The 13481-nt window shown below is 61.3% G+C and carries 9 protein-coding genes and 1 pseudogene; 4 read left to right on the top strand and 6 right to left on the bottom strand.

Going from position 1 to position 13481, the window contains the following annotated elements:
* The first annotated feature begins 169 nt into the window (after positions 1 to 169).
* The 4 genes and pseudogenes from ACSQ20_RS20750 to ACSQ20_RS20735 all read left to right on the top strand — a co-directional run bounded on the left by ACSQ20_RS20750 (position 170) and on the right by ACSQ20_RS20735 (position 4536).
* Positions 170 to 1309 (top strand): porin, encoded by a 1140-nt coding sequence (locus ACSQ20_RS20750; RefSeq protein WP_436023779.1) that lies wholly within the window; start codon positions 170 to 172, stop codon positions 1307 to 1309.
* A 239-nt stretch (positions 1310 to 1548) separates the two neighbouring features.
* Entirely contained in the window at positions 1549 to 2613 is a 1065-nt protein-coding gene (locus ACSQ20_RS20745; RefSeq protein WP_436023777.1) for an NAD(P)/FAD-dependent oxidoreductase, read from the top strand.
* 11 nt (positions 2614 to 2624) lie between these two features.
* Positions 2625 to 3095, top strand: coding sequence for a universal stress protein (locus tag ACSQ20_RS20740; RefSeq protein WP_436023775.1), 471 nt, complete (start codon positions 2625 to 2627; stop codon positions 3093 to 3095).
* Between the two features lie 86 nt (positions 3096 to 3181).
* Positions 3182 to 4536, top strand: a pseudogene (locus ACSQ20_RS20735) (amino acid permease).
* A gap of 824 nt (positions 4537 to 5360) precedes the next feature.
* Here the strand turns inward: ACSQ20_RS20735 and ACSQ20_RS20730 are convergent.
* The 6 genes from ACSQ20_RS20730 to ACSQ20_RS20705 all read right to left on the bottom strand — a co-directional run bounded on the left by ACSQ20_RS20730 (position 5361) and on the right by ACSQ20_RS20705 (position 13481).
* Positions 5361 to 7148, bottom strand: coding sequence for a chloride channel protein (locus ACSQ20_RS20730; protein WP_436023773.1), 1788 nt, complete (start codon positions 7146 to 7148; stop codon positions 5361 to 5363).
* A 13-nt stretch (positions 7149 to 7161) separates the two neighbouring features.
* Positions 7162 to 7587: a MarR family winged helix-turn-helix transcriptional regulator gene (locus ACSQ20_RS20725; protein ID WP_436023771.1), complete on the bottom strand. Its 426-nt coding sequence runs from the start codon at positions 7585 to 7587 to the stop codon at positions 7162 to 7164.
* A gap of 131 nt (positions 7588 to 7718) precedes the next feature.
* A complete protein-coding gene (locus ACSQ20_RS20720; protein ID WP_436023769.1) occupies positions 7719 to 8870 on the bottom strand; it encodes an HPP family protein in 1152 nt (383 codons plus the stop codon).
* A 184-nt stretch (positions 8871 to 9054) separates the two neighbouring features.
* Positions 9055 to 10143: a CmpA/NrtA family ABC transporter substrate-binding protein gene (locus ACSQ20_RS20715; RefSeq protein WP_436023767.1), complete on the bottom strand. Its 1089-nt coding sequence runs from the start codon at positions 10141 to 10143 to the stop codon at positions 9055 to 9057.
* A 3-nt stretch (positions 10144 to 10146) separates the two neighbouring features.
* Positions 10147 to 10722 carry an ANTAR domain-containing response regulator gene (locus tag ACSQ20_RS20710; RefSeq protein WP_436023765.1) on the bottom strand — a complete coding sequence of 192 codons (576 nt, stop codon included), beginning with the start codon at positions 10720 to 10722 and terminating at the stop codon, positions 10147 to 10149.
* 32 nt (positions 10723 to 10754) lie between these two features.
* On the bottom strand, positions 10755 to 13481 hold the full coding sequence (locus tag ACSQ20_RS20705) for a nitrate reductase (RefSeq protein ID WP_436023763.1): 2727 nt from the start codon (positions 13479 to 13481) through the stop codon (positions 10755 to 10757).

Raw genomic sequence — 13481 nt, 5'->3', positions numbered from 1 at the left:
TTGCAAATTGTTTCTTATTGCGAAAATATGAATTGCCTTGTCCGCGTTTACCCCTAGATCTGAGCACCCGTAGACTCGCCAGCTCGCTGAACGGTTACACGACAACCGACCGTTCTTCCGGAAGTCTGGCCAACGGGCCAGTTTGATCAGCAAAGGGAATCTCTCTCCAATGAAAAAAACCCTCATCGTTGCAGCAGTGTCGGCATCGTTTGCAGTTGCAGCGCACGCACAAAGCAGCGTCACACTTTACGGGGTGCTGGACGCGGGCATCAACTACACGAGCAATGTCGGCGGCCACTCAAATTGGCAGCAAACGAGTGGCGGTGTCGACCAAAGCCGTTTCGGCCTGAAGGGTTCTGAAGACCTGGGCAGCGGTCTCAAGCTCGTCTTCACACTCGAAAGCGGCTTCCAACTTAACAACGGCGGTCTCGCCAACAACAACGGTATGTTCAACCGCCAGTCGTTCGTCGGTCTGTCGAGCGACTACGGCACGGTGACGCTCGGTCGCCAGTACGATGCAGGACAAGACTTCCTTTCGCCGCTGACGGCAACGGGCAGTTGGGGCGGTACGCCGTTCGCCCACTACGGCAATCTCGATAACCTGAGCAATAACTACGGTACGTCTGTGAACAACGCGGTGAAGTTCACGAGCGCGAACTACAGCGGTTTCTCGTTCGGCGCGACGTACGGCTTCTCGAATCAAGCGGGTGGCTTCACCAACAACCGCCAATACAGTCTCGGTGCGGCCTATCAATTCGAAGGCCTGCGGGTTGCAGCAGCTTATGTGCAACGGGATAAGCCGACTGCCAACACGAACGGCGCATCGGATGGCTCCGCATTCACGTCATTCGGTATCAACGGAATCGGAAGCATTGGAACGCTCGGCAACTTCCGCCAACGTATGTATGGCGTCGGCGCAAACTATGCGTTCGGCCCGGCGCAAGTGGGCTTCGTTTGGACGCAGGCACGCGCGGATAATTTCCGGAGCGTTCCGTTGCGCATTAGCCAAAACAATTACGAGATCAACGGCAGGTACAACCTGACGCCGACGTTGGCCCTGGGCGCGGCCTACACGTATTCGCAGCAAGCGACCTCGCTGTTCGGTGAGCATGCGCCTCAGCATTTCCACCAGATCGGCGCGCAAGCTGATTACAAGCTTTCGAAGCGCACGAGCGTCTACACACAAATCGTTTATCAGCACGCGTCGGGCCATCTCGCCAAAGCCGCTATCTATAACGCCAACAGTGGCAGCGTGTCGAGCAACAGAGATCAGACGTCGGCAACGGTTGGTCTACGCCATAGCTTCTAAAGTCGGCCCCGTCGCTCATCTGCTCTTTGACCGTCGAAAATCAGACGCATAACGCGTCAGGTTCGACGTACTCCATAGGCGTCGCTCATTGCGGCGCCTTTTTTATTTACGCTTCTCCCGTTTCTCCCTACTGGATAGCGGGCCACTACGCTTACCACCGAACGTTGATCCTATACTCGACTCCATTGAACGCAGGTGCCGCCGCGCAACTGCGTAATTTCGCAATTGAGGGTCGCAAAGTGAACGATGCATCATTGAACGGCGATGGTCCGATTCGCACCGATGTCGTGATCGTCGGTGCAGGGCCGGTCGGTCTTTTCGCGGCTTTCGAGGCTGGGGTGATCGGTCTGTCGTGTCATATCGTCGATGCGCTCGAGCAAATCGGCGGACAATGCATCGAACTCTATCCCGACAAGCCGATCTTCGACATTCCCGCGATTCCTGTTTGTACCGCACGCGAATTGATTGAACGACTGATGGAGCAATGTCGGCCGTTTGCGCCGCCTGTTCATCTGGGCCAACGGGTCGTGACGCTCGCGCAGCGAGCGAGCGACAAACGTTGGCTCGTTACCACTGACAACGGGCTTGCGTTCGACACGGCAGCGGTCCTGCTGTCGGCTGGCAACGGTGCGTTTGTGCCGCAACGCATTGCGCTCGAAGAAGCGCCTGCGCTAGAGGGCCGACACGTTCACTATGCCGTGCGTCAGCGTTCCGCATTCGCCGGACAACGAGTGGTCGTGGCGGGCGGCGGCGATTCGGCGCTCGATTGGGCGCTTGCGCTGCGCGACGTTGCGCAACGTGTCACGCTCGTACACCGGCGCGAGACATTTCGCGCGGCCGAATCTACGGTACGGGAGGTCAAGCGTGCGGCAGCCGACGGCGAGCTCGATATCATCATCGGCACGCTAGCCGCGCTCAATGCGCCCGATGGCGTATTGCGGTCGGTTCGTGTGAAGCAGATCGACGGTGCGACGACGATCGAGGCCCATCATGTCATCGCGTTATATGGGCTCGTTGCCGAATTGGGACCCATTGCGCATTGGGGGCTCGAGACGCTAGCGGGGCGCGTGGCCGTCGACACCTCCCATTACGAATCGTCGCGCCCGGGCATTTTCGCGGCGGGCGATATTGCCGTGTACCCGAACAAGCAAAAGCTGATTCTCTCGGGCTTTCATGAAGCCTCGCTCGCGTTGCGCAAGGCCTATACCTACGCTTATCCGGAGAAAAAGCGGGTGCATGTGCATTCGAGCTACGACCAAAACCTGTCGGAACGGATTCTCGGCGGCGAAGCAGCGTCCCCTTAAAGGAGAAGGCGATGTACAAGCGAATCCTGGTACCTGTCGATGGCAGCGAGGGCGCGTCGCGCGCGCTCGATGAGGCATCGAGGCTGGCTCAAATCGTCGGTGCCGAAGTGCAGGCCGTGTTCGTGCTCGAACATCCGCCGCAACTCGTCGACGCGGCCGATGGCTTCGTCGAAGATACGCGCAGCAATGACAAATCGAGCCAAGCGGCGACCGCGGTGCTCGACGAGGCGCGCGAGCGCCTGGCAAAGCTTGGCGTGCAAAGCAGTCTGCGTGCGGTCGATTCCTACGGAGACAGTCTCGCGAGCGTGCTGATGCGGGTGATCGATGAATTCCGCGCTGACCTTGTCGTGATGTATTCGCATGGCCGCAGTGGTTTGTGGCGGTTGCTTGCGGGCAGCGTGGCGGAGTCGTTGTTGCGCGAGACGTCGGTGCCGCTGCTCCTGCTGCGCAACGGCGAGCAGGGAGCGAGCGAGACGCTATAGCATCGGGCGAAATGCGCGGCCAAGTATAATAATCGGTTTCGCATTTCACGCTGCGGGCGAAATGTCGCGGCGCAGGAGGTTCTACTTTGACGGCGCCCATTGAACGCGGCGGTTTAAAAAACCGCCATATTCAATTGATTGCGCTTGGCGGCGCGATTGGCACGGGCCTTTTCCTCGGTTCTGCAAGTGTACTGAAAGCGGCTGGACCGTCGATGATCCTTGGTTATGCGATCGGCGGCGTCATTGCATTCATGATCATGCGCCAACTGGGAGAGATGGTCGCGCAAGAACCGGTGGCAGGTTCGTTCAGCCATTTCGCTCATAAATACTGGGGCGATTTCGCCGGCTTTCTTTCGGGCTGGAACTACTGGGTACTCTATGTGCTCGTCAGCATGGCCGAGCTGACGGCTGTCGGCACCTATATTCATTTCTGGTGGCCAGGCGTGCCCACCTGGGCCTCCGCGCTCGTCTGTTTTGTTGCGATCAACGTAATCAATCTCGCCAACGTGAAGGCATACGGCGAAACAGAATTCTGGTTCGCGATTATCAAAGTTGTCGCCATCATTGCAATGATCGTTTTCGGAATCTACTTGCTTGCGAGCGGTCGCGGCGGGCCGCAAGCATCCATCACGAATTTATGGCGAGTGGACGGGTTTTTTCCACATGGCTTGCACGGGCTTTTCATGACGCTGGCCGTCATCATGTTCTCGTTCGGCGGCCTCGAACTGATCGGCATCACTGCTGCCGAAGCAGACGATCCAAGCCGCACTATTCCCAAAGCGATCAACCAGGTCATCTATCGAATTCTCATCTTCTATATCGGCTCTCTGATCGTTTTGCTCGCGCTGCATCCGTGGAACGAGGTCGCACAAGGGGGGAGCCCATTCGTCATGATCTTTTCGCAGATCGGCGCGGGCATCACGGCTAATGTGCTGAATCTCGTCGTGCTGACCGCCGCGCTGTCCGTCTACAACAGCTCCGTCTATGCGAATAGCCGCATGCTTTACGGTCTGGCGGAGCAGGGTAATGCACCGCGTGTGCTGATGAAGGTTGATCGTCGCGGCGTGCCTTACGTCGCAATCGGTCTTTCCGCGCTCGCAACGTTCGCTTGCGTCATCATCGACTACGTAATGCCCGCGCGCTCGGTCTGTTGATGGCGCTCGTTGTCGCCGCACTCGTGATCAACTGGTCTTTAATCAGCCTCACGCATTTGAAGGCGCGCAAGGCGATGCGATCGGCAGGCGAAACGCTCGTTTTCGCGTCGCTCGGTTTCCCGGTGGCCAATTGGATTTGCCTTGCGTTTATGGCGCTGATCCTCGGCATTCTTGCCGTGCCGCCAGGGCTCTCCGTCTCGGTGTGGCTCGTGCCCGCATGGCTCGCGGTCTTATGGCTCGGCCACTCGCTAAAGCGCCGTGCAATGCTTGTGCGCGTGTCGGTTTGAGCCGGCGTAAATCCGTTGAGGCCCGCGTGCGCTTCTTCGTCAGTGCAGCGAATCGCGCGGCCATCACTGCGGCCGGCCGTGGTGTCGTGTTAGTACGGATTCGGAGCGTACGGCGATGTGCGCGACGCCTCTGTGCTGCTGCGCGATGCGGCGAAGCGGTCTTGGCGATTGCTTTCGCTGCCCCTTCATTGCGTAATTCGGCACGTGTTGCAGCGTCAACCGCATCGGCAAAACGCTGCAAGGTAGCCAGCGAGCCGCTCACGCTATGGTAGGTTTCATTGCCGATGCGCGCATCGAGCAACACTTGCAGCCCGACCTGCTGTGCCATCTCGATGATATTCATGATGTGTGGCCTCCCAACAGCGTTGCGAAACCGGCTGAGCCCGAATTTTTACTTGGTAAGCCAAGTAAAAATCGCGATCGGTGCTCAGCCGATACCCCGTTTCGCTGATCGTTATTGAGTGCTATTGCCACTTACGCAAAGCAGGACGATCGACCCTTAGCAGTCATTGCTTTCGGTTTTTATGCGTGATCGTATTGTCATACCTTGCGCCGTTTCGCGAATGTTCGGTGCCGAACAGGCCCCACGCGTTTGTTGTTATTTATCGGCGCCGCACTCTTTTCTTTTCTCTTCGCCACTACCCCGGTTGGATCTGCCTTACGCTGCGACCGGCAGTCTCGCTCTTGTGTGAAGAAAGTCTAGGCGCAGCCATCGGCGCAGGCAATACAAATTCGATTAATACATTCCCGTAATTGTTTACGCAGCCACGTGCTATTTTTTCCGAGGGTTTTCGATATTGGGGCTATGCTGACGCCTGATCGAATCAGGCTTCGTTTCGAGGTTTCGCTGCGCGCCGCGGTGCGAATCGACGAAAGCGCTCTTTTTTGTGCTCTTCTTCGAAATGAGTTTGGGCAGGCTTGACGAGGTCGCTGCGCGAGACGATACCCATGAGGCGCATCGAATCGCGATCGGAGACTACCGGCAAGCGTTCTAGACCATGCACCGCTAGGCGCGTAGCGACGAGCCGGCAGGTTTCGTTCGGCAATGCGACGGGCGGCGCACGATGCGCGAGTGCGTCGCCGAGGGAAAGCCCGCGTGGCTCCGCCTGCGCGCGTTCGGCAAGCAACAGCAGGCTCGACCGATCGACCACGCCGACGAGCGCGTCGCCACGTATCACGGGATAGGCGCGGTGCGTTTGGCTCGTGCCGAAGAAGGTCGCCAACGCTTCATGGACAGGCAACGCGGCGTCGATTGTCTCGACTGTGCGGGTCATGACTTCATCGACGTAATGGCGTTCGAGCGGGTCGACCCCGTACTCGCGATAGATGTGATAGCCGCGCCGCGCGATTTTTTCGGTCATGATCGAACGCCGCATCACAACCGTCGCGAAGCCATGCGCGACCAGTGTCGCAGTCAGCAGCGGCAGCAGTGCGTTGCTGTCGTGCGTGAGGCCGAAGGCAAAGACGATGGCTGTCAGCGGTGCGCCGAGCGTGGCCCCAAGCGTGGCGGACATCGCGACCAGCGGCCAAAGCGCGGGTTCGTTGCCCGGAAGCACATGCCCCAGCACAATGCCGAGCCCGGCGCCGAGCATCAGCAACGGAGCGAGCACCCCGCCCGATGTGCCCGAGCCGAGCGCGATAACCCAAATGATTGCTTTCGCGACGAGAATGGCGACTGCCACCTTGAGCGCCAACTGCTGGTGCAAAAGATCGCCGATCACGTCGTAGCCTACGCCGAGCACACGCGGCTCGATGAACCCGCCGATGCCCACCGCCAAGCCGCCTAGCGCGGGCCACCACATCCAGTGCAGCGGCAGCTTGCCGAAGATATCTTCGGTCTTGTAGAGCGCAACCGAGAGGCCGCAGGCCAGCGCACCGGAGGCGAGTCCGAGAATGGCGCACGAGAGGAGCGAGATCGCCGCGGGCGGCGCTGTCTCCAGCGGAAAGAGCGGGCCGGTGCCAAGCCATGCGGCTCGCATGAAGCCCGCGACGGCACAGGCGAGTGCGACCGGCAGGAAACTGCGCGGCCGCCATTCGAACAGCAGCAATTCGACGGCGAGCAAGACGGCGGCGACGGGCGTGCCGAAGACGGCAGTCATGCCGGCGGCCGCACCAGCAACGAGCAACGTCTTGCGCTCAGCGGCGGTGACCTTGAAGCATTGAGCGAGCAGCGAACCGAGTGCACCGCCTGTCATGATGATCGGGCCTTCTGCACCAAACGGCCCTCCGCTGCCGATCACGATGCCGGACGAGAGTGGTTTCAGTATCGCGACCTTCGGCGACATGCGGCTCTTGCCGAACAGGATGGCTTCGATGGCCTCGGGAATACCATGGCCACGAATTTTTTCGGAGCCGAAGCGCGCGATGAGACCAACGATCAAGCCGCCGGCGGCCGGCACGAGCACCACCCACGGACCGAGCGTGTTATCGGCCGGCGAACGATCGGCGAATGAGAACGCGCCGTAGAAAAACAGATTGGTGAAAAGGTGAATCAGATTGAGCAAAGCATAGGCCGCAACCATGCCGAGCATGCCGATGGCAGCGGCAAGTGCGCAGATGCCGGGCAAGCGTGCGTTGGAGGAAAAATCTCGCTTGTGGGTGTCGATGCTCATCGGAAATGTCCGGTCAAAAATCGAGTTGCGGCACGTTGAATCGGCCCCGTAATGACTTCAGCTCGGCGCGGTGTAACGCGGCGAGGCGAGCCAGAATAGTTTCGCCTGTCTTGAGCAAATGCACTTGCACCTGCCGCCGATCGGCTTCGCTTGGCTTGCGCTTCACGAGGCCGATGGCTTCGCAGCGCGACACCAAGGCAACAGTGCCGTGGTGCTGCGCCTGCAGCCGTTCGGCGAGCTCGCCGATGGTGGCCCATTCGCGCCCGGGGTAGCCCTTCACATGAAGCAGCAACAGATACTGCAAAGGGGTAATGCCTTCGCTGAGTGCAGCCCGCTCCGAGAAGCGCTCGAAGCACCGCATCTGATAGCGGAACTCCGACAACTGCTCGAAGTCGGCTTTGGCAAGTGCGCGCGCAGTAGAGGTTCTCGTCGTCGACATCGTCGTTTATGCAGGCGGTAAAACGCGAAATTATATCACGATATGATATAAATACCGGTCGATGCCACGGTACGGATAGTACGGTCGAGAGGCCCGGTTTCATCGCTTCCAGGGTCGCTTGAGCGGCCACCTCAAGCGGAGCGCAATCGCTGCGTTTGTGACTGTCGATGCAGGCCGCCGATCAAATCCGATTGCGTGATCATGCCAACGAGCCGACGTTGCGCGTCGAGCACCGGAATATGGTGGTGGCCGTAATGCGCAAAAAGCGGAATCAGCTTCGCAACCGCAAGAGATGCATCGGCTGTGCACACCGCAGAGGTCATGAATTCGCCGACTCGCCGCGTCGCCGCCACGTCGCGCCGGACCGAAAGACGCGCCGCGCGTATGGCGCGCAAGCCAAAGGGTGTCCGTCGAACGAAATCGGTTCGCGTCACGACGCCCACGACGTGATGTATCCCATCGACGACAGGCAGCGCCTTGACGCGATGGCGCTCGAGCAGCCGCCAAGCGGTTGCCGCCGTGGTCTCTGCCGTGACGGTCACGACATCGCGCGACATGATTTGCGCACATGTCATGTCGCTGAAGCTGCGTGCATAGGTGAGCAGTTGCGCTTTATGCAATAACGTTTGCAGGTCTTCGGCCGCTACGTCGATCAACTCGCCTTGCTTTCGCACAAGGGCTTCGATATCGGCGCGCGTCACGCCCGTGCCAGCGGTGTCCGCGGCACGATCTGACGGCGTGGCGCGCCGCACGTGAGGGTATCGATGCCCGGTGACCGTGTGATAGGCGATGGCAGCCGTTAGGAGTACGAACGATTGCACGGCGATCGGCTCGACGACGAAACGGAATCCGAGCGCGTGCACGGCTGGGCCGCCGAGCACCGCTGTCAGTGCGACGGCACCTGACGGCGGGTGCACGCATCGCAGCGCGAACATGGCACTTGTTGCGGCGGCGACGGCAAACGCGGCAGCCACGACCGGGTCGGCAAACCAGTGACTCGCCAGCACGCCGAGCGTCGCTGCGACAACATTGCCGCCGATGAAAGACCACGGTTGCGCGAGCGGGCTTGCCGGCGCGGCGAACAGCAGCACGGCCGATGCGCCCATCGGCGCGACGAGCAGTGGAATATGGGCTGCATCGCTTACGAGCCAATGCATCGTCGCGCCCGTGACAGCAATGCCGATGAATGCGCCAATGCATGAGCGAAGGCGTTCTTGCCACGGCACGGTGACAGGGTTCGGGACGAAGCTCAGCAGCCAGCGAGCGATGGCGACACGGGACACGGCGATAACGGATCGAAACGATTAAAAAGCACGGGCCCCGCGCAGGCACGGGCCCAAAGGGACGGCGATTATATCGCAACGTGACATATTTACGCGACGCAAGCCGAGGCGGCGATGCGTGAACGCAACGCTGCCTTTCTCCAGAGCAATTAGGTAGGACTGCTAAACGATGAGCGCAAGGTGCTCAGCGCCAGATGGCGCCATCGCAGAAGACGTCGGTTTGCGTTTCAGCTGGGATCGGCACGTCGGCCAAGGCTGCCGCCTCGCGATAGAGCGCTGTTTGATTGACCGCCGCGGCAATCGCCGCATCGCCGGCCGCGTCGCTTTCATCGGCGCGAAGCAGATGCCATCGACGATATTGCGCGAGAAACCAGCGACCGTCCGATACGCGCGGATAGTTGACGGCGCCGCCCTCGAAGAACGAAACGGCGAGCGGAGGCTGTGTGAAGCGTCGGCCGCCGTCGCGGCCGGACAGCCGTGGAGCGATTAGTTCGTGCGGCACGTCCAGCGCGTCTGACTTGGCGAGCCACGGTGCGATTTCTTCCCGATGCGTAGGCGAGTCGACCCAACGGCAAGCTTCGAGCATCGTCCGGATCAACGCGCGGGCGGTATTCGGATGAAACGCCACGAAATCGCGCCGGCATGCCAATACCTTCTCGGGATGCCCAGGCCAAATCTCGCTCGTGGCTGCAACCGTTTCTCCGGCGCCGCCAGCTTCGGCCAGTGCATGCCAGGGTTCACCCGCGCAAAAGCCGTCGAGCGTTTCGCGGGCCAGGGCGTCGACCATACGAGGCGGCGGAATGACGACACTTTCGATGTCGTTCAGCGGATGGATACCCTGCGCGGCGAGCCAGTAGTAGAGCCACATCGCGTGCGTGCCGGTCGGGAACGTCTGCGCGAAGACCGGCGTGCGGCCAAGCGTAGCGAGCGCGGCTTTCAGATTGCCGGTTTCGTCGAGCGCGCGCGCCAAACGCGTCGAAAGCGTGATGGCCTGCCCGTTGCGATTGAGCACCATCAGCACGGCCAAGTCGGCCTGCGGCCCGCCGATGCCGAGCTGCACGCCATATACGAGGCCATAAAGCGCATGCGCGGCATCGAGCTCGCCCGACAGCAGCTTGTCGCGCACCGCCGCCCATGACGGCTGACGACACAGTTCGAGTGTCAGCCCGTGGCGGTGTCCGAACTCGAGCACCTTCGCCGCGATAAGCGGGGCCGCGTCGGAAAGCGCAACGAAGCCGATGCGGAGGTGGGTCTTTTCGAGCTGTGTATCCATGTCCTACCTCGATGAATCGGCTGCGTCGACGAGCCGGCGCGCGATCTCCGCAAGCCGCACGCCGGCATCCATTGCACGCTTGCGCAGCGTGGCATAGGCGTCGTGCTCCGACATCTTGCCGCGCTCCATCAGCAGCCGTTTCGCACGGTCGATGGTTTTGCGCTCGGTGAGCTCACTCTCCACTTTTGCGAGGCGTTGCCGCAGCTTTTCCTCGTGAGCGAAGCGCGCAAGCGCGACCTCGAGAATCGGTGCGAGACGCTCGGGTGCAAGCCCTTCCGTCACATACGCCGTCACACCTGCATCGACCGCATCGCGAATCAGCTGCTGATTCGCGTCATGGCTGAACATCAGCACGGGGCGGGGCGCCGTCTCGTTCATCACCGCGAGATGCTCGAGCGTGTCGCGCGAAGGCGATTCGGTATCGATGATGACGACATCGGGCCGCTCGCGTTCGACCACTTTCGGCAGCGCTTGCGGCGTCGCGGCTTGCTCGAGCATCTCGTAGCCCAGGCGAGCGAGTGCCTCGCGCATTTCGCCGATGGGTTTGTCGGTATCGGTAACGAGCAGGATGCGTAGCATCTATCGGGCTATGCGGCGGATCATCCAGCGACTCATGCAATAGCAGGCGCGTTCATCAGTCTCTTGATTTCCGGGATACAGGAGCCACACACAGTACCGCAGCCAAGCGTCGATTTCAAATCTTCGAGGCTCGCGTGTGCCGTCACCGCCGCTTCGATTTGCGTTTGCGTGATCTGTTTGCAGTTGCAAACGATACGCGAGCGTGGTGCCAACGCGCGCAATGCATCTTCGCCGCCGGGCAGGAAGATCGTGTGCCGCGGGCCTGGCCATGGGGTGCCCGAGCGGATTTGCTCGATCAGCGCGGGTGCGCCGCTCGTTTCGCCAGTCAGCAAAAAGCCGTCGATCACGTTGCCGTTCCAAGCCACGCGTTGCTCGCGGCCGCGACGTGCATCGCGATATTCAAGCAAATCGTCGCCGCGCGGCAATCCTAGCGCATCGTGCAGACGTTCCGCCCACTTGCCATCCGCGCTCGAATCGGCAGCGGACACCACGAGCAGATTTTCGTCCTCGATTCGTACGGAAGCATAGCGACGCTCCGCCAACAGTGGTTGCACGGCAGCACGCAGCGCCTGCGTATCGCCGCGCTTCGCGGCCACGAGACGCCACGGCAGATCGGCCGCCTCGATCCGCACGGCCGCGTGCTTGAGCTCAGGCTGGAAGGAATGCGGATCGACGGCGCCAATCGTCGTTTCGTTGATGCCGCCGCTGTTGAGGAACTGGCCGCTCCAATGCATTGCGGTGAATACCGTGCCGGACGGGACATCGTCCGACGTTTCGAGCGGCAGGACGAGCTTGCCGCGGCGGCTCGCAACCGTCAGCAGATCACCGGTCTTGAAGCCGCGGCGCGCGGCATCGCGCTGCTGCATCACAACGGCGGCTTCCGGTGCATGCGCGAAGAGGGCATCTGCGCGGCCGGTGCGGCTCATGCCATGCCACTGATCGCGCAGGCGGCCCGTGACAAGCCGGAACGGATAGCGCGAATCAGCCGGCTCGGCGACAGGCCGGTAGGGCGTTGCATGAAATTGCGCGCGACCGTTGGCCGTTGCGAAAATGCCGTCGGTATAGCGGCGCGATGCTCCGTCGCTCGCACCCGCGGCCAACGGCCATTGTTTCGGACCTTCGGCATCGAGCAGCGCATACGAAAGACCGCCGATGTCGAGGTCTCGGCCGACCGTCAGCGCGCGATGTTCGTCGAAGACGTCTTGCTCGGATGCGAACGGAAATAGTTCGGACTCCGAACGATTCGCGCGACGATGCACGCCGTGCTCCGACGTCGCCAGCCTCGATTCCAAACGGCGGGCCACTTCGTTCGCAATCCACCAGTCGGCCTTGGCCTCGCCCGGCGCCTCGACGGCCGCCCGCACGCGCGAGATGCGACGTTCGGAGTTTGTGACGGTGCCCGACTTTTCGCCCCAGGTGGTGGCCGGCAGTACCACGTCGGCATAAGGTACGGTATCGGTGTGCGTGAACGCCTCTTGAACCACGACGAACTCGGCCTTCTCGAGCGCGTTGCGCACGCGTGCGATATCGGGCATCGAATGCACCGGGTTCGTGCAAACGATCCAAACGGCTTTGATCTTTCCTTCGGCGAGCGCATCGAACATTTCGACGGCGGGCAAGCCCGGGCGCGCCGATAGGTCTTTCACACCCCACAGGGCCTCGAGTTCCGAGCGGTGAGCAGCGTTGCCGATATCGCGGTGCGCCGCAAGCATCGTGGCCATGCCGCCGACTTCGCGGCCGCCCATCGCGTTGGGTTGCCCGGTCAGCGAGAACGGGCCCGCGCCCGGTTTGCCGATCTGCTGCGTGGCAAGGTGCAAGTTGATTAGCGCCAGATTTTTCTCGGTGCCGTGACTCGACTGATTGAGCCCCATGCAATAAAGCGAGAGCGTCGCAGGGCTCGCGGCGAACCATTCAGCCGCCTGAATCAAATCGCGCTCGGTAATGCCGCATATCTTCGCCGCGGTGCGCGGCGCGTACTCGCGCACGAGCGCCTTCACCGCGGCGAAGCCATCAGTGTGCTCGTCGATAAACGTGCGCTCGAGCATGCCTTCCCAAATGAGGTGGTGCAGCATGCCGTTGAACAGCGCGACGTCGGTTCCCGGTTGAATCGCAAGATGCAAGTCGGCGAGCGCGGCCACATCGGTGCGACGTGGGTCGACGACGATCCAGCGCGTGGCCGGGTTGCGCGTTTTCGCGTCCTCCAGCCGGCGAAACAGCACGGGATGAGCGTAGGGCATGTTGCTGCCGGCAAACAGCACCGTCTGCGCGCGTTCGAGGTCTTCGTAGCAGGTGGGCGGCCCATCGGCCCCGAGTGCCTTCTTATAAGCGGTCACCGCACTCGACATGCAAAGCCGCGAGTTCGTATCGATGTTGTTGGTGCGAATGAGCCCCTTGGCCAGCTTGTTGAATACGTAGTAGTCCTCAGTAAGCAACTGGCCGGACACATAAAGCGCAACAGCGTCGGGGCCATCGCGCTTGATCACGTCCGCAAAACGCGCGGCGACGTGATCGAGCGCGCTCGCCCAATCGGTAGACACGCGCGGGCTGCCACGCTCGGTGCGGATTTCGGGCACGAGCGCGCGGCCATCGAGGCTCGCCGCGGTCAGCGGCAGCGAACGGCCTTTGGTGCAAAGACGCCCGAAGTTCGCCGGATGATCCGGGTCGCCGGCAATGCCCGTAATGCGGCCTTGTTCGGCGTCGATCAGCACGCCGCAACCGACACCGCAGTAACAACAGGTCGAACGCGTGACGGTCTTCAT

Origin of the sequence: Trinickia sp. LjRoot230, assembly GCF_964253315.1 — a bacterium.
Taxonomy (GTDB): Bacteria; Pseudomonadota; Gammaproteobacteria; order Burkholderiales; family Burkholderiaceae; genus Trinickia.
The sequence above is the reverse complement of the archived record's forward strand: the minus strand, read 5'-3'. Positions and strand labels throughout refer to the sequence as shown.

What these genes read in the sequence shown, in the direction of transcription:
- ACSQ20_RS20705 (WP_436023763.1), bottom strand. Translation starts at nt 13,481, where the DNA reads ATGAAGACCGTCACGCGTTCGACCTGTTGTTACTGCGGTGTCGGTTGC.
- ACSQ20_RS20740 (WP_436023775.1), top strand. Translation starts at nt 2,625, where the DNA reads ATGTACAAGCGAATCCTGGTACCTGTCGATGGCAGCGAGGGCGCGTCG.
- ACSQ20_RS20750 (WP_436023779.1), top strand. Translation starts at nt 170, where the DNA reads ATGAAAAAAACCCTCATCGTTGCAGCAGTGTCGGCATCGTTTGCAGTT.
- ACSQ20_RS20725 (WP_436023771.1), bottom strand. Translation starts at nt 7,587, where the DNA reads ATGTCGACGACGAGAACCTCTACTGCGCGCGCACTTGCCAAAGCCGAC.
- ACSQ20_RS20715 (WP_436023767.1), bottom strand. Translation starts at nt 10,143, where the DNA reads ATGGATACACAGCTCGAAAAGACCCACCTCCGCATCGGCTTCGTTGCG.
- ACSQ20_RS20710 (WP_436023765.1), bottom strand. Translation starts at nt 10,722, where the DNA reads ATGCTACGCATCCTGCTCGTTACCGATACCGACAAACCCATCGGCGAA.
- ACSQ20_RS20730 (WP_436023773.1), bottom strand. Translation starts at nt 7,148, where the DNA reads ATGAGCATCGACACCCACAAGCGAGATTTTTCCTCCAACGCACGCTTG.